Source organism: Pseudomonas sp. AAC (genome assembly GCF_000725445.1).
GTDB classification, from domain to species: domain Bacteria; phylum Pseudomonadota; class Gammaproteobacteria; order Pseudomonadales; family Pseudomonadaceae; genus Pseudomonas; species Pseudomonas citronellolis.
Genome location: NZ_KL647096.1, coordinates 176,565 through 200,241, shown reverse-complemented (window position 1 = coordinate 200,241; position 23,677 = coordinate 176,565). Strand labels below are relative to the sequence as shown.

Sequence of the window (23,677 nt, the reverse complement as noted above, 5' to 3'; positions counted from 1 at the left end):
GGTTTCGCAATGTCGAAGTTTTTCATTGACCGGCCTATCTTCGCCTGGGTTATAGCCCTGGTGATCATGCTGGCGGGCGGGTTGTCGATCCTCTCGCTGCCGGTGAACCAGTACCCGGCCATCGCCCCGCCGGCGATCGCCATCCAGGTCAGCTACCCGGGCGCCTCCGCGGAAACCGTGCAGGACACGGTGGTCCAGGTGATCGAGCAGCAGATGAACGGTCTCGACCATCTGCGCTACATCTCCTCGGAGAGCAACGCCGACGGCAGCATGACCATCACCGTGACCTTCGACCAGGGCACCAGCCCGGACATCGCCCAGGTCCAGGTGCAGAACAAGCTGCAGCTGGCCACGCCGCTGCTGCCGCAGGAAGTGCAGCAGCAGGGCATCCGCGTGACCAAGGCGGTGAAGAACTTCCTGATGGTCGTCGGCATCGTCTCCGAAGACGGCAGCCTGACCAAGGAAGACCTGTCGAACTACATCGTCTCCAACATCCAGGACCCGCTGTCGCGTACCGCTGGCGTGGGCGACTTCCAGGTGTTCGGTTCGCAGTACGCCATGCGCATCTGGCTGGACCCGGCCAAGCTCAACAGCTACCAGCTGACGCCCAGCGACATCGTCACCGCGGTGCAGGCGCAGAACGTGCAGATCTCCTCCGGCCAGCTGGGCGGCCTGCCCGCCTTGCCGGGGCAGCAGCTCAACGCGACCATCATCGGCAAGACCCGCCTGCAGACCGCCGAGCAGTTCGGCGACATCCTGCTCAAGGTCAACACCGACGGCTCCCAGGTGCGCCTGAAGGACGTCGCCCAGGTGGGCCTCGGCGGCCAGGACTACAGCATCAACGCGCAGTTCAACGGCAAGCCGGCCTCGGGTATCGCCATCAAGCTGGCCACCGGCGCCAACGCGCTGGACACCGCCAAGGCGATACGCGCCACCATCGGCCGCCTGCAGGAGTTCATGCCCGAGGGCATGAAGGTGGTCTACCCGTACGACACCACCCCGGTGGTCTCCGCTTCCATCCATGAAGTGGTCAAGACCCTCGGCGAGGCGATCCTCCTCGTGTTCCTGGTGATGTACCTGTTCCTGCAGAACTTCCGCGCCACCCTGATCCCGACCATCGCCGTGCCGGTGGTGCTGCTGGGCACCTTCGGCGTGCTGGCGGCGTTCGGCTTCTCGATCAACACCTTGACCATGTTCGGCATGGTGCTGGCCATCGGCCTGTTGGTGGACGACGCCATCGTGGTGGTGGAGAACGTCGAGCGGGTGATGGCCGAGGAAGGCCTGCCGCCCAAGGAAGCGGCGCGCAAGTCCATGGGCCAGATCCAGGGCGCGCTGGTGGGCATCGCGATGGTGCTCTCGGCGGTGTTCCTGCCGATGGCCTTCTTCGGCGGCTCCACCGGGGTGATCTACCGGCAGTTCTCCATCACCATCGTCTCGGCCATGGCCCTGTCGGTGCTGGTGGCGCTGATCCTCACCCCGGCGCTGTGCGCCACCATGCTCAAGCCCATCGAGAAGGGCGACCACGGCGAACACAAGCGCGGCTTCTTCGGCTGGTTCAACCGCAAGTTCATCGACACCACCCACGGCTACGAGCGTGGCGTGACCTCGATCCTCAAGCACCGCTCGCCGTACCTGCTGCTGTACGTGGTCATCGTCATCGGCATGGCCTGGCTGTTCACCCGCATCCCCACCTCCTTCCTCCCCGACGAGGACCAGGGCGTGCTCTTCGCCCAGGTGCAGACGCCGCCGGGCTCCACCGCCGAGCGCACGCAGAAGGTGGTCGACCACATGCGCGAGTACCTGCTGGACAAGGAAGGCCAGGCGGTCAGCTCGGTATTCACCGTGACTGGCTTCAACTTCGCCGGCCGCGGCCAGAGCTCGGGCATGGCCTTCATCATGATGAAGCCCTGGGAAGAGCGCCCCGGCTCGGAGAACAGCGTGTTCGCCGTGGCCCAGCGCGCCCAGCAGTACTTCTTCAGCATCAAGGACGCGATGGTCTTCGCCTTCGCCCCGCCGGCGGTGCTGGAACTGGGCAACGCCACCGGCTTCGACATCTACCTGCAGGACCAGGCGGGCGTCGGCCACGACGCGCTGATGCAGGCGCGCAACCAGTTCCTCCAGCTCGCCGCGCAGAACCCCGTGCTGCAGCGCGTGCGCCCCAACGGCCTGAACGACGAGCCGCAGTACCAACTGCTGATCGACGACGAGAAGGCCAGTGCGCTGGGCATTTCGCTGGCGGACATCAACAGCACCATCTCCATCGCCTGGGGTTCGAAGTACATCAACGACTTCATCGACCGCGGCCGGGTGAAGAAGGTGTACGCCCAGGGCGAACCCGGTGCGCGCATGAGCCCGGAAGACCTGGCCAAGTGGTACGTGCGCAACAGCAGCGGCGAGATGGTGCCCTTCACCGCCTTCGCCACCGGCAAGTGGGCCTACGGCTCGCCGAAGCTGGCGCGCTACAACGGCGTACCGGCCATGGAAATCCTCGGTGAGCCGGCCCCGGGCCGCAGTACCGGCGAGGCCATGGCGGCGGTGGAAGAGATCGTCCAGCAACTGCCCAAGGGCATCGGCTACTCCTGGACCGGCCTGTCCTACGAGGAACGCCTGGCCGGCTCGCAGACCACCTCGCTGTTCGTGCTCTCGGCCATCGTGGTGTTCCTCTGCCTGGCGGCGCTGTACGAGAGCTGGTCGATCCCGTTCTCGGTGATGCTGGTGGTGCCCCTGGGGATCATCGGTGCGCTGCTGGCCACCTCGATGCGCGGGCTGTCCAACGACGTGTTCTTCAAGGTCGGCCTGCTCACCACCATCGGCCTGTCGGCGAAGAACGCCATCCTCATCGTGGAGTTCGCCAAGGAACTGCACGAGCGCGAGGGCAAGCACATCGTCGACGCGGCCATCGAGGCCTGCCGCATGCGTCTGCGCCCGATCGTCATGACCTCGCTGGCGTTCATCCTCGGCGTGGTGCCGCTGGCGATTTCCAGCGGCGCCGGCTCCGGCAGCCAGCACGCCATCGGTACCGGCGTGATCGGCGGCATGGTCACCGCGACCGTGCTGGCGATCTTCTGGGTGCCGTTGTTCTACGTGGTGGTCAGCACCCTGTTCAAGGACAAGGCGTCCAAGGAACAGGCGACCACCGAGAAGGGGCATTGATATGAGAAAGTCCTTACTCAGCCTGGCCCTGGCGACCGCCGCGCTGTCCGGCTGTTCGCTGATCCCGGACTACCAGCGCCCCGAGGCGCTGGTAGCCCAGGCCTACCCCCAGGGCCCGGCCTACGCCGGCGCCCAGGGTGGCGGCGCGACCGCCGCCGCCGACCTCGACTGGCAGAGCTTCTTCAGCGACCCGCAACTGCGCCGCCTGGTCGAAGTGGCCCTGGACAACAACCGCGACCTGCGCGTCGCCGCGCTGAACGTCGAGGCCTACCAGGCGCAGTACCGCATCCAGCGCGCCGAGCTGTTCCCGGCGGTGAGCGCCGACGTGAGCGGCTCGCGCCAGCGCCTGCCGGAGCGGGTGTCGACCACCGGCAACGACATGATCAGCAGCCAGTACGGCGCCACCCTGGGCGTCACCGCCTGGGAAGTGGACCTGTTCGGCCGCCTGCGCAGCCTGCGCGATGAGGCCCTCGAGCAGTACCTGGCGACCGAAGAGGCGCGCCGCAGCACCCAGACCGCGCTGGTGGCCAACGTCGCCAACGCCTACCTGACGCTGCGCGCCGACCAGGCCCAGCTGCAGCTGACCCGCGACACCCTGGCCACCTACCAGAAGACCTACGACCTGACCAAGCGCAGCAACGAGGTCGGCGTCGCCTCGGCCCTGGACCTGCGCCAGGCGCAGACCTCGGTGGAAAGCGCGCGGGCGACCCTGGCGCAGTACACCCGCCTGGTGGCCCAGGACCAGAACGCCCTGACCCTGCTGCTGGGTTCCGGCGTGCCGGCCGACCTGCCGCAAGGCATGGACCTGGAGCAGCAGGTGCTGGCCCAGGTGCCGGCGGGCCTGCCCTCGGACCTGCTGCAGCGGCGCCCGGACGTGCTGGAAGCCGAGCACCAGCTCAAGGCGGCCAACGCCAACATAGGCGCGGCGCGGGCGGCTTTCTTCCCGAGCATCAGCCTGACCGCCAACGCCGGCAGCCTGAGCCCGGACCTGTCCGGCCTGTTCGACGCGGGTTCCGGCACCTGGCTGTTCAAGCCGTCCATCAGCCTGCCGATCTTCAACGCCGGCAGCCTGAAGGCCAGCCTGGACCTGGCCAAGGTGCAGAAGAACATCTACGTCGCGCAGTACGAGAAGGCCATCCAGACCGCCTTCTCGGAAGTCGCCGACGGCCTGGCCGCACGGGGCACCTACGGCGAGCAGCTGACCGCCCAGCGCGCCCTGGTCAAGGCCAGCGAGGACTACTATCGCCTGGCCGAGAAGCGCTACCGCACCGGCGTGGACAACTACCTGACCCTGCTCGACGCCCAGCGCTCGCTGTTCAGCGCCCAGCAGCAGTTGATCACCGACCGCCTGAACCAGCTCACCAGCGAGGTGAACCTGTACAAGGCGCTCGGCGGCGGCTGGCAGGAAAGCACCGCGCAGAAGCAGTCCAAGGCGCAGCCCAAGGGCTGAGGCCCATGCCCACGAAAACGCCGCCCCTCGGGGCGGCGTTCTCGTTTGTGGAGCCCGGCGATTTTTGTCCTGCAGGCCGCGCCGGGATGCTCTTCGTAGGAGCGGGCCCTGCCCGCGATTCGCGCGCAGGGCGCGCTCCTACAGGGGAATGGCGCGGGTGGGGTTGCGTAGGAGATCTCATCCGCGAATCGCGCCGGGACGTTCGGCTATCGCGGACAAATTCCGCTCCTACGACCGCGCTTCCCTGGAATTGTAGGAGCGGGCCCTGCCCGCGATTCGCGCGCAGGGCGCGCTCCTACAGGGGAATGGCGCGGGTGGGGTTGCGTAGCGGATCTCATCCGCGAATCGCGCCGGGACGTCCGGCTATCGCGGACAAGGTCCGCTACGACCGTGCCTCCCTGGAATTGTAGGCGGGCCCTGCCCGCGATTCGCGCGCAGGGCGCGCTCCTACAGGGGAATGGCGCGGGTGGGGTTGCGTAGCGGATCTCATCCGCGAATCGCGCCGGGACGTCCGTCTATCGCGGACAAGGTCCGCTACGACCGTGCCTCCCTGGAATTGTAGGCGGGCCCTGCCCGCGATTCGCGCGCAGGGCGCGCTCCTACAGGGGAATGGCGCGGGTGGGGTTGCGGATCTCATCCGCGAATCGCGCCGGGACGTCCGGCTATCGCGGACAAGGTCCTACGATCGTGCCTCCCTGGAATTGTAGCGGGCCCTGCCCGCGATTCGCGCGCAGGGCCCGCTCCTACAGGGGAATGGCGCGGGTGGGGTTGCGTAGGAGCGGATCTCATCCGCGAATCGCGCCGGGACGTCCGGCTATCGCGGACAAGGTCCGCTCCTACGATCGTGCCTCCCGGGAATTGTAGGAGCGGGCTCTGCCCGCGATTCGCGCGCAGGGCGCGCTCCTACAGGGGAATGGCGTGGGTGGGGTTGCGTCGACATCGTAGGATGGGTTGAGCGGAGCGATACCCATCGCCATGGTCCGATGGGTATCGCAAGCTCAACCCATCCTACGAAGAGCGTCCCTACAACGCGGCGCCTTGCCCGGCCGGGCGGATGTCGTGGTCGGCCAGCCAGTCCAGGGCGCATTCGCGCAGGCGTTCGGCCTGGTAGTCGTACCAGGCCTGGAGCAGGTCGGGGTAGCCCATGAGCACGTGGCGGAAGGCCTTGAACGGCTTGCGGCCTTCCAGGGCCGAGGCCATGGCGGCGTAGGCGTGGGGTTCGCCGACCTCGCGGAGGAAGTCGCGCATCAGTTCCAGGGATTCGCGGCTGCTCAGCGGCTCGATCGGCAGCAGGCGCTCCGGGTCCTGCTCCAGCAGGAGCAGCAGGTCCGGGTCGGGGGAGTCGCTCAGCAGCGGCACCACCTGGCCGCTGCCCAGGTCCAGGTAGTGCTCTATGTCGCTGGTGTCGAGGGCGACGGCGAGTTCGTCGAGGTCGATGGTCAGCGGGCGCATGGTCACTCTCCGGTTGGGCGAGAGCCCCAGCCTATCCCATGCGCGGCCTTCCTGTCCGCTGCAATCCTGTTACAGGCGGAAGCGCCCGACCTGGCCCTGCAGGTCGCTGCCCAGGCGCGCCAGTTCGTTGCTCGAGGCGGCGGTCTGCTGGCTGGCGGCGGCCGATTGCTCGGCGATGTCGCGGACCTGGCCGACGCTGCGGCTGATCTCGGCGGCGACGCTGCTCTGCTGTTCGGCGGCGGAGGCGATCTGCAGGTTCATGTCCTGGATCTGCGCCACGCTGCGGGCGATGGCGGCCAGCGCGTCGCCGGCGCGGCGCGTCAGCTCGACCGAGTCGCCGGTCAGCTCGCGGCTGTCGTCCATGCACTGCGCGGCGTCCTCGGCGCCGCGCTGCAGGGCGGCGATCAGCGCCTCGATCTCGGCGGTGGACTGCTGGGTGCGCTGGGCCAGCGCGCGCACTTCGTCGGCGACCACCGCGAAGCCGCGCCCGGCCTCGCCGGCGCGGGCGGCTTCGATGGCGGCGTTGAGGGCCAGCAGGTTGGTCTGCTCGGCCACCGACTTGATCACGTCGAGCACGCTGCCGATCTTCCCGCTGTCGCCGCGCAGGCGCGCCATGGCCTGGGTGGAGCGTTCCACCTCGGCGGCCAGTTGGTCGATGCGGGCGATGGCCTGGCCGACCACCTGCTCGCCGTCGCGGGCCTGGGCGTCGGCCTGGCGGGCGGCGCCGGAAGCCTGCTCGGCGTTGCGCGCCACTTCCTGCACGGTGGCGGCCATTTCCTCGATGGCGCTGGCCACCTGCTCGGTTTCCAGGCGCTGGCTGTCGACGCCGGCGCGGGTCTGCTCGGTGACCGCCGACAGCTCGTCGGCGGCGGTGGCCAACTGGCCGACGCTGCCGCCGATGTGGCCGATCAGCTCGCCCAGGCTGTCGCGCATGCGCAGCATGGTGCGCTGCAACTGGCCCAACTCGTCGCGGCGCTGCAGGTGCAGGTCGCCGCCCAGGTCGCGGGACAGGTCGCCCTGGGCGATGTGCTCGGCCAGTTCGAGGGATTCGTGCAGCGGGCGGACGATCTGGCGGTTGATCGCCCACACCGAGAGGGCGCCGAAGAACAGCGCGAACAGGGCGGTCAGCGCTTGGTGCCATTGCGCCTGGCTGGCCGCCGCGTCGCGCTGCTGCAGCCCTTCTTCGAACAGGGCGCCGCTGGCGCGGAACAGGGCTTCGGCACGGCTGTCGAGGCCGGGGTTGGCTTGCCCGCGCTGTTGTGCGTCGGCGCGCAGCAGGTCGTCGGCGGCCCGGGCGTAGTCGGCAAGGGCCTGGCGCAGGGCGTCGAGACGGGGCCCGGCGAGGCCGTCGCGGGCCAGGCGCTCGCTGCCGGCTTGCAGCTCGCCCAGTACCGAACGCAGGCGCTGGGCCTGCTCCGCGCTGCCTTCGAGCTGGTAGCGCAGGCGCGCCAGTTCCGCCTGGCGGGCGCCGCCGTCGAGCTGGCCGATGTGCGTCAGGCGTTCGCTGTAGGCGCCCTGTTCGTTCAGGCCCTGGATGCCGCCGAGCAACACCAGCAGGGTCAGCAGCAGGCAGATGCCGAAGCCCACGGCGAGCTTGAGGCTGACGTTCATGCGGCCGAGCTGAAGGACCAGCCAATCGTACATGTCGAATACTCCAGGCAGACGAGGCCGCGGGACGGGCCCGAAGCCGGAAATGCAGGCTGTTTTGTCGTTCTTCTTGTCGTGCAGGCGAGGGACTTTTTCGGGACGCATCTGTGTGCGTCACAGCTTATCGGCGATGCTGTCTGAAACTTCAGTGCCAGATTGGTAATTTTTCTTACGTCGGCAAAGGCCCGCCAGGACGGCGGGCCGGAGGGGGAGGGCTCAGAGGCGGAAGCGGCCGACCAGGCCCTGCAGCTCGGTGCCCAGGCGCGCCAGCTCGACGCTGGAGGCGGCGGTCTCCTCGCTGGCGGCGGCGGTCTGCTCGGAGATGTCGCGCACGCTGAGCACGCTGCGGTTGATCTCCTCGGCCACCGCGCTCTGCTGTTCGGCGGCGGCGGCGATCTGCTGGTTCATCGACTGGATGCCGGAGACGGTGCGGGTGATGGCCTCCAGCCGCTCGCCGGCGCGGCGCGCCAGTTCCAGGGTGTTGTCGGTGAGCGCGCGGCTGCTCTCCATGCGCTGCACGGCCTGCTGGGTGCCGCTGTGCAGGCCGGCGATCAGTTCCTCGATCTCCTCGGTGGACTGCTGGGTGCGCCGGGCCAGGGCGCGCACTTCGTCGGCGACCACGGCGAAGCCGCGCCCGGCGTCGCCGGCGCGGGCCGCCTCAATGGCGGCATTGAGGGCCAGCAGGTTGGTCTGCTCGGCCACCGCTTTGATCACGTCGAGCACGCTGCCGATCTTCTCGCTCTCGCGCTTGAGCTGCTGCACCGCTTCGTTGGAGCGGCCCACCTCGCCGGCCAGGCGGTCCATCTGCCCGACCGCCTCGCTGACCGCCTGGGCGCCGGCGCCGGCCTCGCGGTCCGCGGCGCTGGCGGCTTCCGAGGCTTCCTCGGCGTTGCGCGCCACTTCCAGCACGGTGGTGGCCATCTCGGTCATGGCCGTGGCCACCTGGTCGGTCTCGCTCTTCTGGTTGTTCACCCCGGCGCTGGTCTGCTCGGTGACCGCCGAGAGTTCCTCGGCGGCGCTGGCGATCTGGGTGACGCCGTCGTGGATGCGGCCGATCAGCTCGCGCAGCGACTGGTTCATGCGCTGCATGCTGGCCTGCAGCTGGCCCAGCTCGTCGCGGCGTTCGACGCGCAGTTCCTGGCTGAGGTCGCCGTCGGCGATGCGCGCGGCGGCGGCCAGCGACTGGCGCAGCGGCAGGACGATCTGCCGGGTGATCAGCCAGGCCGCCAGCACGCCCAGCACCAGGACCAGCAGCGAGGCCAGGGCCAGCAACTGCTTGGCGTGGCTGGCGTCTTCATTGCGCTTGGCGGTCTGGCCGTCGCTCAGTTCAACGCTGAGTTTCTCGATCAGCAGGCCGCTGTCGCGCATCTGGTCGCGCGCCTGCTGGCTGTTGTTGACTTCGTTGCGGTAGCGGTCCAGCGCCTTGCGGTAGTCGCGCAGGGCGTTCACCACGGCCTGGTAGTTGGCCTGCTGCTCCGGCACGGCGGCCTGGGCGCGTTGTTCCACGGTGGCGGTGACCTGCTCCAGGGCGCTGAACGCGCCCTGTTCGAGGCTGGGGTCTTCGTTGGCGGTGTAGCTGAGCACCTGGAAGCGGGCGTCCATCAGCTGGCGGCCCAGCTCGGAGACGTCGGCGATGGCCTTGAGGGAGTCGACGCTGCCGCTCTCCACCAGGTGCTGCTCCACCAGCTCCAGCCCCTGGGTGACCACCGAGGCCTTGCGGATCAGCGTCTTGCGCGCGCTGTCGCGGCTGTCGAAGGACTTCTGCAGGCCCTTGAACAGGGTGCGGTACTGGCTGGTGAGCTGGCGTTGCTGCTCGACCTTCTCCAGGTCCGAGGGCACGACGAGCAACTGGCCGACGCGCTGTTGCTGCCGGTCCAGCTCGTTGATGCTCTGTTCCACCAGCTTGGCGTCTTCCGCGGTGCGGCTGGACTGGTATTTCAGGCGGGTAGTGCGCAGGTCCTTGGTCATGGCGAGCAGCTTGGAGATTTCGCCGATCTTGTCGCCCCGGGATATCAGGCTGTTCAGGTTGAGCGCGCCGGTCAGCGCGATGAGCAGGGTGAGCAGCAGCACCAGGCCGAAGCCGATGGCGAGTTTCCAGTTGACCGTGAGATTGCTGAACCAGCGGGACATGAACGCGGCGCTCCAGGGGACGATGGGGCTGCGGCTGCCGCGGGGGCGGCCGCCGATTGACCAATGCCTGTCATATCGGCGAGGCGACACGAATCTGAAATTTCTTTAGTGATTTTCTGACGGACGCTCTCCGGCGGGCCTGCCGCGGCGCTTGGCCTCAGAACAGCCGGGCCAGCAGGGCGGTGACCGCGGTTTCCACGCGCAGGATGCGCTCGCCCAGTTGCACCGGGGCCAGCCCGGCCTCGCGCAGCTTCTCGACTTCGTAGGGAATCCAGCCGCCTTCGGGGCCGATGGCCAGGGTCACGGCCTGCTCGACCGCGCGCGGGCAGGCCGGCCAGGGCCCGGGGTGGCCGATCAGCCCCAGGCTGCCGGCGGCCAGGGCCGGCAGGCGGTCTTCGACGAAGGGCTTGAAGCGCTTTTCGATGGTCACTTCCGGCAGCACGGTGTCGCGGGCCTGCTCCAGGCCCAGGACCAGTTGCTCGTGGATGGCCGCGGGCTCCAGGAAGGGCGTCTGCCAGAAGCTCTTCTCCACCCGGTAGCTGTTCAGCAGCACCAGGCGCGGCACGCCCATGGCGGCCACGGTCTGCAGCACGCGGCGGAGCATCTTCGGCCGCGGCAGGGCCAGCAGCAGGGTCAGCGGCAGCTTGGCCGGCGGCGCCTGGGTGAAGCTCACCTGCAGCTGCGCCTCGTCGCGGGAAAGGCTCAGCAGGCGGCCTTCGCCCATCAGCCCGCCCAGGCGGCCGACGCGCAGGCTGTCGCCGCTTTCGGCGCGGTGCACTTCGTGCAGGTGGGTGAGGCGGCGGTCGCGCAGCAATACGCGGTCCGCCGCGACGAAGTCGGCGTCGTCGAGCAGCAGCAGGTTCACGGGCGCGTCGCTGGCGGCTGGTCGCCTTTCTCTTCGGGCTGCTCATCCTCGTCGCGGTTGCGCTTGCGGATCAGCCGGCTGAACAGCACGCCGGCCTCGAACAGCATCCACATGGGCACGGCCAGCAGCGTCTGCGACATCGGGTCCGGCGGGGTGAGGACCATGCCGACCACGAAGCAGCCGATGATGACGTAGGGGCGGATTTTCTTCAGGTAGGCCACGTCGACCACCCCGATCCACACCAGCAGCACCGTGGCCACGGGGATTTCGAAGGCCACGCCGAAGGCGAACAGCAGGGTGAGGAAGTCCAGGTAGCTGTTGATGTCGGTCATCGGCGTCACCCCTTCCGGGGCCTGGCCGAGGAAGAAGTGGAACATCAACGGGAACACCAGGAAGTAGGCGAAGGCCATGCCGGTGTAGAACAGCACCACGCTGGAGGCCAGCAGCGGCAGGGCCACGCGCTTCTCGTGCTTGTACAGGCCGGGGGCGATGAAGCCCCAGATCTGCGCCAGGATCACCGGCATGGCCAGCAGCACGGCGACGATCATGGTCAGCTTCAGCGGCGCGAGGAAGGCCGAGGCCGGGTCGATGGCGATCATGGTCGCGCCTTCCGGGAGGAAGCGGCGCAGCGGCGCGGAGGCCAGGGCGTAGATCTTCTGCGAGAAGTACAGCAGGCCGATGAAGATCACGAAGATCGCCACCACGCAGCGCAGCAGGCGCGTGCGCAGCTCGGTCAGGTGCGAGACCAGGGGCATTTCCTGGTCGTTTTCGGGCTGTTCGGGTTTTTCGTCGCTCATGGGGTACGCGGCGTCTCGGACGGAGGGGCGGCGGCCGGCGCGGCCGGGGCCTCGGGCGCTGCTGGCGCGGCGGGTGCCTCGGGTGCGGCCGGGATACCGACGCCGGGCATGTTGGCCAGGCGGCTGTTCGGGGCGATGGTCGGCGGCGCCGGCGGTGCCGTGGGCTCGGCCTGCGCGGCGCTATCGGCCGGCGGCTGCTGGCCGGTGAGCGGCGCCATCAGCTTCTGCGCTTCACGCTCCATCTGCAGGATGTGCTCGTTGTGCAGTTGCCGGCGGATTTCGTCGGCGCCCAGCTCGCGCTCCACTTCCTGCTTGATGGCGTTGAAGCTGCGTTTCAGCCGGCCGATCCACAGGCCCGCGGTGCGCGCGGCGCCGGGCAGGCGCTCGGGGCCGAGCACCAGCAGGGCGACCAGGCCCACCAGCAGCAGTTCGCTGAAGCTGATTCCGAACATGGCGTTCTTCCCATCAGTCCTTGCGCTGCGGCTCTTCGACCTTCTGCGCCTGGGCGTCGATGGTGTGCGGCTGGTTCAGCGGCGGGTTGGCCGGCGGCTGCTGCTGGGGCTTCTCGTCCTCTTCGGTGTTCATCGCCTTGCGGAAGCCCTTGACCGCCTCGCCGACGTCCGAGCCCAGGGTCTTCAGGCGCTTGGTGCCGAATACCAGCACCACCACGATCAGGATGACGACCCAGTGTTTCCAGTCAAAGATGCCCATCTTGTTCTCCTCGAAGTAATCGGGTTCAGGCCGACGGCTGGCGCGCAGCTTTCTCGTCGTGGCCGGAGAGGCCGAAACGGCGCTCCAGCTCGTCCAGCACCGCCTGGGGATGCTGGCCGAGGGCGGCGAGCATGACCAGGGAATGGAACCAGAGGTCGGCGGTTTCGTAGATCAGGTCCGTGCAGTCGCCGCTCTGCGCGGCGTCCTTGGCGGCGAGGATGGTTTCCACCGATTCCTCTCCGACCTTTTCCAGGATCTTGTTCAGTCCCTTGTGGTACAGGCTGGCCACGTAGGAGCTTTCGGGGGCGGCGTTCTTGCGCCCCTCCAGCACCTCGGCCAGGCGCGCGAGGGTGTTGTCACTCATGGCTGTGCCCCGGCTTGTCGTAGATGGCGTGCGGGTCCTTGAGCACCGCGTCGACGACCTTCCAGCCGCCGTCCTGGTAGACCCGGTAGAAGCAGCTTTCGCGGCCGGTGTGGCAGGCGATGCCGCCGACCTGCTCGACCATCAGGATGACGACGTCGGCGTCGCAGTCCAGGCGCAGTTCGTGCAGCTTCTGTACGTGGCCGGACTCCTCGCCCTTGCGCCAGAGCTTGCCGCGCGAGCGCGACCAGTAGATGGCGCGGCCCTCGGCGGCGGTCAGGGCCAGGGACTCGCGGTTCATCCAGGCCATCATCAGCACGCGGCCCGTCTTGTGGTCCTGGGCGATCGCCGGCACCAGGCCGTCGGCGTTCCAGTGAATTTCGTCCAGCCAGTCTTTCATCTTCGCTTCCGTACAGCGGGCGTTTTCGCGCCCCGCGGCAGTTTCATCAACGACCAAGTGTGCCAGCAGTGGCGACGACTGGCTATCGGCGCAGAATCAGATACAGACCGCCGGCCAGCATGGCCCAGGCCGGCCAGGCCTCGATACTGTGGGTGGCCAGGCCGATCTGGGTGGCGCCGGCCACCAGCACTGCGCCGATCAGTCGCGGCACCCAGGCGCCGGCCAGGGGCTGGGCGCCGGTCGCTTGCGGCTCCCGGGGCTGCGCCAGGCGCTCCAGGGTGTCGCGGGTCATCTGCGCCAGGTGCGGCAGCTGCTCGACGTGCTGCTGGGCGTTGCGCAGCAGCTGGGCGGGGCTCATGCGCTCGCGCATCCAGCGTTCCAGGTAGGGCTGGGCGGTGCTCCACAGGTCCAGCTCGGGGTAGAGCTGGCGGCCCAGGCCCTCGATGTTCAGCAGGGTCTTCTGCAGCAGCACCAGTTGCGGCTGCACTTCCATGTTGAAGCGCCGCGCGGTCTGGAACAGGCGCAGCAGCACCTGGCCGAAGGAGATGTCCTTGAGCGGCTTCTCGAAGATCGGCTCGCACACCGTGCGGATCGCCGCCTCGAAGTCGTTGACGCGGGTTTCCGCCGGCACCCAGCCGGAGTCGATGTGCAACTGGGCGACCTTGCGGTAGTCGCGCTTGAAGAAGGCGATCAGGTTGCGCGCCAGGTAGTCCTGGTCCTCGTCGGTGAGGCTGCCGACGATGCCGCAGTCCACCGCGATGTACTGCGGGCTCCAGGGCGTGCGGGTGCTGACGAAGATGTTGCCCGGGTGCATGTCGGCGTGGAAGAAGCTGTCGCGGAACACTTGGGTGAAGAAGATTTCCACGCCGCGCTCGGCCAGGGCCTTGAAGTCGGTGCGCTGGTCGCGCAGGGTGTCCAGGTCGGTGACCGGGATGCCGTAGATGCGCTCCATCACCAGCACCTTGGGCCGGCACCAGTCCCAGTACACCTGGGGCACGTAGAGCAGCGGCGAGCCGTCGAAGTTGCGCCGCAGCTGGCTGGAGTTGGCCGCCTCGCGCAGCAGGTCGAGTTCGTCGTAGATGGTCTTCTCGTAGTCGCTGACCACCTCCACCGGGTGCAGGCGGCGGGCGTCGGCGGAGACGCGCTCGGCCAGGCGGGCGAGGATGAACAGCCAGGACATGTCGGCGCGGATCACCGGCTTGAGGCCCGGGCGGATCACCTTGACCACCACTTCCTCGCCGCTTTTCAGCTGCGCAGCGTGGACCTGAGCTACCGAGGCCGAGGCCAGCGGCTCGCGCTCGAAGCGGGCAAAGACCTGCTCGACCTTCGCCCCCAACTGCTCCTCGATCAGCGCCACCGAGGCTTCCGGCGGGAACGGCGGGACCTTGTCCTGCAGGCGCGCCAGCTCGTTGGCGATGTCGTCGGGCAAGAGGTCGCGGCGGGTGGAGAGGATCTGCCCGAACTTGATGAAGATCGGCCCCAGGCCTTCCAGGGCCAGGCGGATGCGCTCGCCGCGGCTCAGCTCCAGCTTGCGCCGCGGCAGCCAGCGCCAGGGCAGCAGGCCGCCGAGCAGGCGCAGATACCAGGGCAGCATCGGCAGTTCGAGGATGAGGTCGTCGAGGCGGTAGCGGATCACCACGCTCTGGATGCGCAGCAGGCGGCGGAAGGCGAGCAGCTTCATGCGTCGGGTTTCAGCTTCTTGGACAGGCGCGCCAGGCGCGCGTCGAGGCGATCGAGGGCGATCTTCAACTGGTCGAGTTCGGCGAAGCGCGCTTCGGCCTCGTTGCGCCCGACCAGGGTGCGGCTTTCCTCGGCGAGGTAGTCGGCCAGGCTCAGGCGCAGGCTTTCCAGGCTGTCGCCGGCCCAGCGCGCGCCGCCGCGCACGCGGCTGCCGAGCAGTTGCGCGGGCAGCGGGCCGAGCCAGCGCTGCACTTCGTATTCCCAGTCCAGCTCCAGGCTCTGGAGGATGTCGGCCAGCTCCAGGAGCAGGGCGCTATCGCCGCCCATCTCCACTTCCGGGCTGTGCAGCACGCTGGTCTTGTCGGCCGCCAGGGCCAGCTGCAGCAGGCGCCCGGCCGGGGCGCGCAGGGTGCAGTCGACCGCGGCCTCGTGGTGCGCGGCCAGGTGCAGGCCGTCGGCGTCGGGGAGGATGAACAGGCGCAGCGGCGGCGCCTGGCAATCCACTTCCAGGACCCGCCCGGCGAGCCGGGCGAGACGCTGCAGGGCCACGCCGTCCAGGCGCAGCACGCGGTTCACGCCGGCTTCGGCGCTGGCCAGCAGCGCCTGGGTCAGGAGCGCCATTTCAGGGCTTGATGCCGCGGTGCAGGGCGACCACGCCGCCGGTCATGTTGTGGTAGGTGACGCGGTCGAAACCGGCCTCGACCATCATCGACTTCAGGGTTTCCTGGTCCGGGTGCATGCGGATCGACTCGGCCAGGTAGCGGTAGCTCTCGGCGTCGTTGGTGACCAGCTTGCCCATCAGCGGCAGCAGGGTGAAGGAGTAGGCGTCGTAGGCCTTGGACAGCAGGCTGCTGGTGGGCTTGGAGAATTCCAGCACCAGCAGGCGCCCGCCCGGCTTGAGCACCCGCAGCATGGAGCGGATGGCGGCGTCCTTGTGGGTGACGTTGCGCAGGCCGAAGGCGATGCTTACGCAGTCGAAGTGGTTGTCCGGGAAGGGCAGCTTCTCGGCGTCGGCCTGGACGAAGCTGACGTTGCCGGCCACGCCGCTGTCCAGCAGCTTGTCGCGGCCGACCTTGAGCATGGAGGCGTTGATGTCCGCCAGCACCACCTCGCCAGTGGGGCCGACCAGGCGCGAGAACTGGCGGGTCAGATCGCCCGTGCCGCCGGCGATATCGAGCACGCGGTTGCCGGCGCGCACGCCGGACAGCTCGATGGTGAAGCGCTTCCACAGGCGGTGGATGCCACCGGACATCAGGTCGTTCATCAGGTCGTACTTGGCGGCGACCGAGTGGAACACCTCGGCGACCTTCTCGGCCTTCTCGCTCTCGCGCACGGTCTTGTAGCCGAAGTGCGTGGTGGGGTCGGCGGGGCCCTGGTCCCCGGCGGGTTTGCGCGGCTCGCTCATGGCGTTTCTACCCTGGAAGTCAATGGCGGGCATTCTAACAGGATGTGGGAAAAACGCCGCCCCGTGGCGCGGGGTGCGGCGAAACGTCGTGCGGCGTATCATCCACCGGTCTGTCATTCCGGAGTCGCCCATGTCCCGCATCCACGTCGAACGTCCCCATTGCCTCGGCCGCGAAGCCGCCCGCGAGAAGGCCCAGAAGCTGGCCGAGAAGCTCGCCCGCGAGCACGGCGTGAGCTACGAGTGGCAGGGCGACGTGCTGACCTTCAAGCGCAGTGGCGTGGACGGGCGCATCGAGGTGGGCGAGGACCGCGTGGCGGTGGAGGTCAAGCTGGGCCTGCTGCTGTCGGCCATGGGCGGGATGCTCAAGGGCGAGATCGAGCGCGCGCTGGACAAGGCGCTGGCCTGAGGCCGAGCACCTTGTCCGGCGCTCCGCGCCGGCTGGTATGTGTTTTCTAATTTTCCCCGATACCTTGCACTCAAGCTCGCAACGCTGCGGGCCTCTACGGACCCCCGAGAACAGTGTGAGGAAACCATCATGGCCAAGGTCGCCAGCAAGAAGAAAGTCGAGAAAGCCGTCAGCGAATCGTCCCTGATCACCGACGTCAAGCACTACGCCCGCCAGATCTGGCTGGCCGGCCTGGGCGCCTATGCGCGCGTCGGCGCCGAAGGCACCGAGTACTTCAAGTCGCTGGTGAAGGAAGGCGAAGGCCTGGAAACCAAGGGCCGCCAGCTGGTGACCGAGCAGGTCGAGTCGGCCAACGACAGCGTCAAGAGCAGCGTCTGGCTGGTGAAGGACAAGTTCGAGGTGCAGCTGGACAAGGTCGAGAAGGCTTTCGACAGCCGCGTGGCCTCCGCGCTGAACCGCATGGGCATTCCGTCGCGGCAGGATGTCGAGGCGCTCTCTGCTAAGCTTGACGAGCTGAGCGCGGTGCTCGAGCGTGTCGCGAAAACTCATTGAGGAGAGCGGGATGGCTGGCAAGAAAACTACCGATAAAAAAGAGTCCAGTTGGGTCGGCGAGATCGAGAAATACTCGCGGCAAATCTGGTTGGCTGGTCTGGGGGCCTACTCGAAGGTCAGCAAGGACGGCAGCAAGCTGTTCGAGACCCTGGTCAAGGATGGCGAGAAGGCCGAGAAGCAGGCCCGGACCGAAGTCGATAAATCCGTCGGCGCGGTGAAGTCCACCGCCCGTTCGGCGCGTTCCAAGGTCGACGAAGTGAAGGACCGCGCCCTGGGCAAGTGGGGTGAGCTGGAGGAGGCGTTCGACAAGCGCCTGAACAGCGCCATCTCGCGCCTGGGCGTGCCGAGCCGCAACGAGGTGAAGGACCTGCATGCGAAGGTCGAGACCCTGACCAAGCAGATCGAGAAACTCACCGGCATCAGCGTCAAGTCGGTGGCCAAGCCCGCCGCCGCCAAGGCCGCTGCCAAACCTGCGGCCAAGGCTGCAGCGAAGCCCGCAGCCAAGCCGGCTGCCAAGACCGCGGCGGCCAAGCCTGCTGCCAAGGCTGCTGCGAAACCGGCTGCGGCCAAGGCCGCGGTGAAGCCTGCAGCCAAGCCGGCCGCCAAGCCTGCTGCTGCGAAGGCCGCGGCGAAACCGGCCGCCAAACCGGCTGCCGCCAAGCCTGCTGCGAAACCGGCTGCTGCGAAACCGGCAGCCAAGCCTGCCGCAGCGAAGAAGCCGGCGGTGAAGAAGCCTGCGGCGCCCAAGGCGGCCAAGCCTGCTGCAGCGGCCACGCCGGCCGCGGCTCCGGCTCCGGCGGCCACCCCGGCGCCGGCTGCGGCAGCTCCGGTCGCTCCGGTAGCGGCTCCGGCCACGCCGCCGACCCAGGCCTGACGCGTTACCCGTGGTACCCGACGCCCGGCCTCGTGCCGGGCGTCTTCATTTCAGGCGTTCAGGTAGCGCTGCGCCAGGCGCTCGGCGGCGAGTCGCGAGTCGCCGCGCAGGTGCGGCGCCACCAGCATCATCACCTGGTAGACCACCAGGCGTATCTCGCCTTCGCGGCCGAGGATGCGCTGGTAATCCAGGGAGAACAGCAGGGTCAGGGTGATCTGCTCCACCAGTTGGCCGAGGGCGTCGGTGTCGCTGGTCAGCTCGCCGTCGGCCTTGAGCCGGGCGAGCAGGGCGGCCAGGGTGCGCTTGAGCGCATTGAGCCAGCTGCGCATGCCGCGGGCCAGCTTGGGCAGGCGCCCGGCCAGGTTGGAGAGGTCCTGGAAGAGGAAGCGGTAGTGCGCCAGGCGCTCGACGATCAGGTGCAGGAACAGCCAGTAGTCCTCGGCGCCCAGGCGCGCGTCGGCGGGCGGGTCGAGCAGCGGCTGCAACTCCTCCTCGAAACGGGCGAACAGGCCCAGCACCAGCGGTTCCTTGCCGTGGAAGTGGTAGTACAGGTTGCCGGGGCTGATACCCAGCTCGGTGGCGATCTCCAGGGTGGAGACGTTGGGTTCGCCCTGCTCGTTGAACAACAGCAGGGCGCATTCGAGGATGCGGTCGCGGGTTTTCATCCGTGTGCTGGTTCCGGCTTCGGGAGGCTCGACGATAGCCGGGGCGGGGCGCGCCGGCCAGTCCCTCGAAAGCGTGAGGGGGTGGGTTTTCTGCGACCGTGCTGCCCTGAAGTCGTAGGGCGCATAACCGTTCGCGGTTATCCGCCGATGCGCCGGGGCCACAGCCAACGCCCAGGTCAACCCCGGAGCCGCCGGAAACCAAGGCCAAACGGCGGATAACGCCGTAGGCGTTATGCGCCCTACGTCAGACCTGTCCGGTACAGCTCCATCGAGACTCACCGCTCGTGCACGTAAGTCCCCGGCGCCGCTTCCATCGGCGGGTGCTCGGCGTTGCCCAGTTCGAAGCTCACCGGCCGGCGTTCGCCCGAGCGTTCCTGGATCCACGCCAGCCACACCGGCCACCAGCTGCCTTCCTGGCGCTGGGTGTCGTAGTACCAGGCGCGCGGGTCGGAGGCGAGCTTGCCGTTCTCGAAGTAGCAGGCCTTGGGGTTGCCCGGCGGGTTGAGGATGCTCTGGATGTGCCCGCTGTTGGACAGCACGAAGCGGCTGTCGCCGCCCAGCAGCAGGGCCGAGCGGTAGACCGCGTCCCAGGGGGTGATGTGGTCGGTGATGCCGGCGACGTGGAAGTTGTCCACCGCCACCTTCTTCAGGTCGATGGGCGTGCCGCAGATTTCCATGGCGCCGGGGCGGGCCAGCGGGTTGTGTTTGAAGAAGTCGAGGAAATCGCCGTGCAGCGCCGCCGGCAGGCGGGTGTTGTCGTTGTTCCAGTAGAGGATGTCGAAGGCCGGCGGCAGCTTGCCCAGCAGGTAGTTGTTGACCCAGTAGTTCCACACCAGGTCGTTGGGGCGCATCCAGGCGAACACCTTGGCCATGTCCTTGCCCTCCAGCACGCCGTGCTGGTAGGAGCGGCGCTTGGTGCTTTCCAGCGTCTGCTCGTCGGCGAACAGCGCCGCCGGGGTTTCCACCTGGCTGTCCAGCAGGCTCACCAGGTAGGTGGCGCTGCTGATTTTGCGCAGTTGCCGGCGCGCCTGCAGGTGGCCCTGCAGCGCGGCGATGGTCAGGCCGCCGGAGCAGGCGCCCATCAGGTTGACGCTGCGGCTGCCGCTGATCGAGCGGACCACCTCGATGGCCTCGTCCAGGGCCTTCACGTAGGTCGACAGGCCCCACTCGCGGTGGCGCGCATCGGGGTTGCGCCAGCTGACCATGAACAGCTGCAGGTTGTTCTTCAGGGCGTACTGGACGAAGCTCTTTTCCGGGCTCAGGTCGAAGATGTAGTACTTGTTGATCTGCGGCGGGACGATCAGCAGCGGCTTGGCGTGCAGGTGCTCGCCCAGGGGCTTGTACTGGATGAGTTCGAGCATCTCGCTGCGGAACACCACGGCGCCCGGGGTGGTGGCCAGGTTGCGGCCGACCTCGAAGGCGTGCTTGTTGACCTGGCTGGGCATGCCGCCGTTGTGCAGCAGGTCGTCGAGCATCTGGCGGCCGCCCTTGAGCAGGCTCTGCCCGCCGGTGTTGAACAGCTCTTTCACCGCCAGCGGGTTGATCAGGCTGTTGGTCGGCGCCATGGCGTCGGCGAACAGCGACAGCAGGAAGCGCGCGCGGGCGCGGTCGTCGCCGTCCAGGTCGCTCTCGTCGATCCACGCCAGCAGTTGCTGTTGCCAGGCCAGGTAGGCCTGCAGGGTGCGCCGGTAGAAGGGGTTGAGGCGCCAGGACGGGTCCTGGAAGCGGCTGTCCTGGGGGTTGGGCTGCAACGGCGAGTCACCCAGCAGCACGTGGCCCATCTGCTTGCCGAAGGCCGCCAGGTGGCGGGCGCTGTGCAGCGGCCGGCGCACGCCCTGGACGGCGAGCTGGCGCAGGGTGGACAGCATGTCCTTGCCGCGCAGGCCGAGCATGGCGCTCTGGGCGTTCATGAAGTCGGCGGGGGCCGGCAGCCTGCCGGTGCTGGAGTTCTCTCGCATGTGCAGCTCTCCCTGGGAAAAGAACCGTCGTCAGTCGGGCGCAGCAAGGCCCGTACCAGAATCGGCGCAGGTGCATTCCTGACGCACGCAGGGGCTGAAGCATAGGCACGAATCGGCGCGCCTGCCGGTCACCGACGATGAACGTGCACTGTTACGAGGCGATGATCGAGGCCGGGGGTCAGCCGGCCTTGGGGGCGAACGGACGCGGGTGCATGACCGCGCGCTGCCGTTCCTCGGCGAGGAACTTCATGATGATCGGCGCCACCGTCTCGGCGCGGGTCACCAGGAACAGGTGGCCGTCGTCGATCACGTGCAGCTCCGCGTTGGGGATGCGCCAGGCCAGCAGGCGCATGTTCACCAGCGGGATGATCGGGTCGTCGTCGCCGGCCAGCACCAGGGTCGGCTGCTGGATGCGGTGCAGCCAGTGGATGCTGGTCCAGCCCAGGCCGGCGAACAGCTGCCAGTAGTAGCCCAGCTTGCCCGAGGAGCGCACCTTGGCGGCGAAGGCCATGGCCAGCCGGGGATCGCGGCGGAAGGCCCCGCCGTAGATGTCCGGGGCGATGTGCGCGCCATAGGACGGCTGGATGTAGCGCCGCGGGCTGGCCATGCGCCAGAGCACCTTGGGCTTGCCCGGGACCATCACCGCCCCGGCGGCGGTGGCCGCCAGGATCAGCTTCTTGCAGCGCTCGGGGTAGTCGTGGGCGAACTGCTGGGCCAGGGCCCCGCCCCAGGACACGCCGATGGCGGTGACCTGCCCGTAGTCCAGGTAATCGAGCATGCGCGCGGCCAGCTTGGCCAGGCCGGGGAAGCGGTAGGGCGTGCTCGGCGTGGACGAGCCGCCGACGCCGGGCACGTCGAAGGCGATCACCTCCAGGTCCGGGTCCAGCGCGGCGACGAAGGGGAACACCAGCTCCAGGTTGGCGCCGATGCCGTTGAAGATCAGCAGCGGCGTCATGTGCCCCTTGCCCGGGCGCACGGCGGTGCGGATGGTCTGCCCGTCGAGGTCGATGGTGCGGAACACGAAGGGCTGCGGCGCGAGCACGCGCGCCCGCGTCTCGGCCGGCTGCTGCGGCTCGGCCGCCTTGGCGGCGGGGCGCGCCTTGCGCTGGCGCGTGGCCTGCGGCGCCAGCTCGGGCTGGGCCGGCGCGTCCTGCTGCGCGGTGGCGTCGGGTAGGTTTTCTGTCTTCATCGTTCGTGTACGTAGGTGCCGGGGGATGCTTCGCCAGCCGGGTGGGCCTTGTTGCCCAGGGCGGTCGGCGCCTTTTTCAGCTTGCCCGCGCGCTCGGCCAGCCACTGTTGCCAGTGCAGCCACCAGGAGTCGGCGTGCTTGCTCGAGTTTTCCTGCCAGGTCTTCGGATCGACGGTCAGGTCCGGGCCGGTCATGAAGCGGGCCTTGGGGTTGCCAGGCGGGTTGAGGATGCTCTGGATGTGCCCGCTGTTGGAAAGGATGAACTCGCACTTGCCGCCGAGCAGGCGCGCCGAGCGGTAGCAGGCTTCCCAGGGGGTGATGTGGTCGCTGAGGCCGGCCACGCAGTAGAAGTCGCAGGTGACCTGCCTGAGGTCGATGGGCGTGCCGCCCACTTCCAGGGCGCCGGGGCGCGTCAGCGGGTTGCTCTTGAACATCTCCACCAGCTCGCCGTGCAGCGCGGCCGGCAGGCGCGTGGTGTCGTTGTTCCAGAACAGGATGTCGAAGGCCGGCGGCTCGTTGCCCAGCAGGTAGTTGTTGACCCAGTAGTTCCAGATCAGGTCGTTGGGGCGCATCCAGGCGAACACCTTGGCCATGTCCTTGCCCTCCAGCACGCCGGACTGGTAGGAGCGGCGCTTGGCGGCCTCGAGGGTCTTCTCGTCGGCGAACAGGGCGACGGTGGTGTCCAGCTCGAAGTCCAGCACGCTGACCATCTGGGTGAAGGCGTGCACCTTCTCCTCGCCCAGGGCCGCGTAGTGGCCGAGCAGGGTGACGGTGGTGATACCGCCGGAGCAGGCGCCGAGCATGTTCAGGTCCTTGCTGCCGGTGATGGCCAGGACCACGTCGATGGCTTCCTTGAGCGCCTCGATGTAGGTAGTCAGGCCCCATTCGCGCTGGGCCTTGGTCGGGTTGCGCCAGCTGACGATGAAGGTCTGCACCTGGTTGCGCAGGCAGAAGCGCGCCAGGCTCTTCTCCGGCGACAGGTCGAAGACGTAGAACTTGTTGATCTGCGGCGGCACCACCAGCAGCGGGCGCTCGTGCACGCTCTCGGTGATCGGCCAGTACTGGATCAGCTCCAGCACGTCGTTGCGGAACACCACCGCGCCCTCGGTCAGGGCCAGGTTCTTGCCGACCTCGAAGGCGTCCATGTTGACCTGGCTGGGCATGCCGCCGTTGTTCACCAGGTCCTTGGCCAGGTGGCTGAGGCCGTCGAGCAGGCTCTTGCCGCCGGTCTCGAAGAAGCGTTTGACCGCGGCCGGGTTGCTCAGGGTGTTGGTCGGCGCCATGGCTTCGGTCATGAGGTTGATGACGAACTGGCCGCGGTTGATGTCCTGGGGCGACAGGTCGCTGTTGCCGATCCACTGCTGCAGCTCCTTGCGCCAGGCCAGGTAGGTCTGCAGGTAGCGGCGGTACAGCGGGTTCTGGCTCCAGGCCGGGTCGTTGAAGCGGCGGTCGTCGTCGGCCGGGCGCAGCTGCGAGGTACCGAGCAGGACATTCTTCAGCTCCAGGCCGAAATGGCCGACGTGCTTGACGCTGTGGAAAGGCTGCCGGAGGGCCTGCAGCAGCACCATGCGGGCAGTGGACAACAAATCCTTGCCGCGAATGCCTATCACCGGGTTGAGGTTCAGGGTGTTTTCCGCGGCTTGCTGGGGCAGATCGTTGTTCTTCTTTTCGGTCATCGGCGACGCTCCATTGTCCTGAGACGAATACTGGCGGGGCTGCACCTAGGTGACGGGCCAAGTACTGCTCGGGTTAGCGGAACGTGGAGCAGGCTCCACGCAGGTCAACACTTGGCGGCATCGCTGGGGTCCTGGGCCCGCGTCTGCAACGGCGTTGCACTGACTTGGTTACCCGAGATTCCCCCGCCGCGCAAGCTGGTGCAGCGTGGTTCCCTGCGCCCGAGTATCGCGCGAAAGATTAGAAAACGCGCCCTAGAGCGCTCGCTCGTCCGCGACTCGAACACGGGAAACACGTCGCTTCCAGTG

21 protein-coding genes and 1 pseudogene are annotated in these 23,677 nt (G+C 68.2%); 5 read left to right on the top strand and 17 right to left on the bottom strand.

What is annotated here, in order from left to right; genetic code table 11:
• The first annotated feature begins 9 nt into the window (after window positions 1–9).
• Together FG99_RS10725 and FG99_RS10720 are read left to right on the top strand one after the other, a co-directional pair.
• Window positions 10–3,153: an efflux RND transporter permease subunit gene (locus FG99_RS10725; RefSeq protein ID WP_043269469.1), complete on the top strand. Its 3,144-nt coding sequence runs from the start codon at window positions 10–12 to the stop codon at window positions 3,151–3,153.
• Between the two features lies 1 nt (window position 3,154).
• The gene (locus FG99_RS10720) at window positions 3,155–4,603 is read left to right on the top strand and encodes an AdeC/AdeK/OprM family multidrug efflux complex outer membrane factor (protein WP_043269467.1); all 1,449 of its coding nucleotides are present in this window, start codon (window positions 3,155–3,157) and stop codon (window positions 4,601–4,603) included.
• A 1,023-nt stretch (window positions 4,604–5,626) separates the two neighbouring features.
• On the opposite strand, the gene FG99_RS10715 is transcribed toward FG99_RS10720, so the two are convergent.
• The 13 genes and pseudogenes from FG99_RS10715 to ubiE all read right to left on the bottom strand — a co-directional run bounded on the left by FG99_RS10715 (window position 5,627) and on the right by ubiE (window position 16,051).
• Window positions 5,627–6,055: a UPF0158 family protein gene (locus FG99_RS10715; protein ID WP_009615389.1), complete on the bottom strand. Its 429-nt coding sequence runs from the start codon at window positions 6,053–6,055 to the stop codon at window positions 5,627–5,629.
• Window positions 6,056–6,124: 69 nt separating this feature from the next.
• Window positions 6,125–7,699: a methyl-accepting chemotaxis protein gene (locus FG99_RS10710; RefSeq protein ID WP_043269465.1), complete on the bottom strand. Its 1,575-nt coding sequence runs from the start codon at window positions 7,697–7,699 to the stop codon at window positions 6,125–6,127.
• 219 nt (window positions 7,700–7,918) lie between these two features.
• Window positions 7,919–8,782 (bottom strand): methyl-accepting chemotaxis protein, encoded by an 864-nt coding sequence (locus FG99_RS33200; RefSeq protein ID WP_371263863.1) that lies wholly within the window; start codon window positions 8,780–8,782, stop codon window positions 7,919–7,921.
• Window positions 8,777–9,670: pseudogene (locus FG99_RS33195) on the bottom strand (methyl-accepting chemotaxis protein); the annotation flags it as partial. The gene FG99_RS33200 and the pseudogene FG99_RS33195, both read right to left, overlap by 6 nt.
• A gap of 319 nt (window positions 9,671–9,989) precedes the next feature.
• A complete protein-coding gene (locus tag FG99_RS10700) occupies window positions 9,990–10,697 on the bottom strand; it encodes a 16S rRNA (uracil(1498)-N(3))-methyltransferase (protein ID WP_043269460.1) in 708 nt (235 codons plus the stop codon).
• Window positions 10,694–11,494, bottom strand: a complete 801-nt coding sequence (gene tatC / locus FG99_RS10695) for a twin-arginine translocase subunit TatC (protein ID WP_009615398.1) — start codon at window positions 11,492–11,494, stop codon at window positions 10,694–10,696. The genes FG99_RS10700 and tatC overlap by 4 nt, the downstream gene beginning before the upstream one ends.
• Entirely contained in the window at window positions 11,491–11,946 is a 456-nt protein-coding gene (gene tatB / locus FG99_RS10690; RefSeq protein WP_043269458.1) for a Sec-independent protein translocase protein TatB, read from the bottom strand. The genes tatC and tatB overlap by 4 nt, the downstream gene beginning before the upstream one ends.
• Before the next feature lie 13 nt (window positions 11,947–11,959).
• Window positions 11,960–12,205, bottom strand: a complete 246-nt coding sequence (locus FG99_RS10685) for a twin-arginine translocase TatA/TatE family subunit (RefSeq protein ID WP_009615402.1) — start codon at window positions 12,203–12,205, stop codon at window positions 11,960–11,962.
• A gap of 25 nt (window positions 12,206–12,230) precedes the next feature.
• A complete protein-coding gene (locus tag FG99_RS10680; protein ID WP_009615404.1) occupies window positions 12,231–12,569 on the bottom strand; it encodes a phosphoribosyl-ATP diphosphatase in 339 nt (112 codons plus the stop codon).
• Window positions 12,562–12,966 carry a phosphoribosyl-AMP cyclohydrolase gene (gene hisI, locus FG99_RS10675; RefSeq protein WP_009615405.1) on the bottom strand — a complete coding sequence of 135 codons (405 nt, stop codon included), beginning with the start codon at window positions 12,964–12,966 and terminating at the stop codon, window positions 12,562–12,564. The genes FG99_RS10680 and hisI overlap by 8 nt, the downstream gene beginning before the upstream one ends.
• 82 nt (window positions 12,967–13,048) lie before the next feature.
• Complete coding sequence (ubiB, locus tag FG99_RS10670) at window positions 13,049–14,647, bottom strand: ubiquinone biosynthesis regulatory protein kinase UbiB (RefSeq protein ID WP_043269455.1); 1,599 nt, start codon at window positions 14,645–14,647, stop codon at window positions 13,049–13,051.
• Window positions 14,644–15,267, bottom strand: coding sequence for a ubiquinone biosynthesis accessory factor UbiJ (locus FG99_RS10665; protein ID WP_043269453.1), 624 nt, complete (start codon window positions 15,265–15,267; stop codon window positions 14,644–14,646). The genes ubiB and FG99_RS10665 overlap by 4 nt, the downstream gene beginning before the upstream one ends.
• 1 nt (window position 15,268) lies before the next feature.
• Window positions 15,269–16,051 carry a bifunctional demethylmenaquinone methyltransferase/2-methoxy-6-polyprenyl-1,4-benzoquinol methylase UbiE gene (gene ubiE / locus FG99_RS10660; protein ID WP_043269451.1) on the bottom strand — a complete coding sequence of 261 codons (783 nt, stop codon included), beginning with the start codon at window positions 16,049–16,051 and terminating at the stop codon, window positions 15,269–15,271.
• Window positions 16,052–16,181: 130 nt separating this feature from the next.
• Between ubiE and FG99_RS10655 the strand changes: the two genes are divergently transcribed.
• The 3 genes from FG99_RS10655 to FG99_RS10645 all read left to right on the top strand — a co-directional run bounded on the left by FG99_RS10655 (window position 16,182) and on the right by FG99_RS10645 (window position 17,883).
• Window positions 16,182–16,457 (top strand): polyhydroxyalkanoic acid system family protein, encoded by a 276-nt coding sequence (locus FG99_RS10655; RefSeq protein WP_009615409.1) that lies wholly within the window; start codon window positions 16,182–16,184, stop codon window positions 16,455–16,457.
• Between the two features lie 129 nt (window positions 16,458–16,586).
• The gene (locus FG99_RS10650) at window positions 16,587–17,009 is read left to right on the top strand and encodes a phasin family protein (protein WP_009615411.1); all 423 of its coding nucleotides are present in this window, start codon (window positions 16,587–16,589) and stop codon (window positions 17,007–17,009) included.
• Between the two features lie 10 nt (window positions 17,010–17,019).
• Entirely contained in the window at window positions 17,020–17,883 is an 864-nt protein-coding gene (locus FG99_RS10645) for a phasin family protein (protein ID WP_043269448.1), read from the top strand.
• Window positions 17,884–17,933: 50 nt separating this feature from the next.
• Here FG99_RS10645 and FG99_RS10640 read toward each other — a convergent pair whose 3' ends face one another.
• The 4 genes from FG99_RS10640 to phaC (FG99_RS10625) all read right to left on the bottom strand — a co-directional run bounded on the left by FG99_RS10640 (window position 17,934) and on the right by phaC (FG99_RS10625) (window position 23,371).
• Window positions 17,934–18,548, bottom strand: coding sequence for a TetR/AcrR family transcriptional regulator (locus FG99_RS10640; RefSeq protein ID WP_043269446.1), 615 nt, complete (start codon window positions 18,546–18,548; stop codon window positions 17,934–17,936).
• Window positions 18,549–18,823: 275 nt separating this feature from the next.
• Entirely contained in the window at window positions 18,824–20,506 is a 1,683-nt protein-coding gene (phaC, locus tag FG99_RS10635; protein WP_043269444.1) for a class II poly(R)-hydroxyalkanoic acid synthase, read from the bottom strand.
• Window positions 20,507–20,684: 178 nt separating this feature from the next.
• Entirely contained in the window at window positions 20,685–21,695 is a 1,011-nt protein-coding gene (gene phaZ, locus FG99_RS10630) for a poly(3-hydroxyalkanoate) depolymerase (protein ID WP_256204847.1), read from the bottom strand.
• Complete coding sequence (phaC, locus tag FG99_RS10625; protein ID WP_043269442.1) at window positions 21,692–23,371, bottom strand: class II poly(R)-hydroxyalkanoic acid synthase; 1,680 nt, start codon at window positions 23,369–23,371, stop codon at window positions 21,692–21,694. Before phaC (FG99_RS10625) ends, phaZ begins: the two co-directional genes overlap by 4 nt.
• Window positions 23,372–23,677 lie beyond the last annotated feature (306 nt).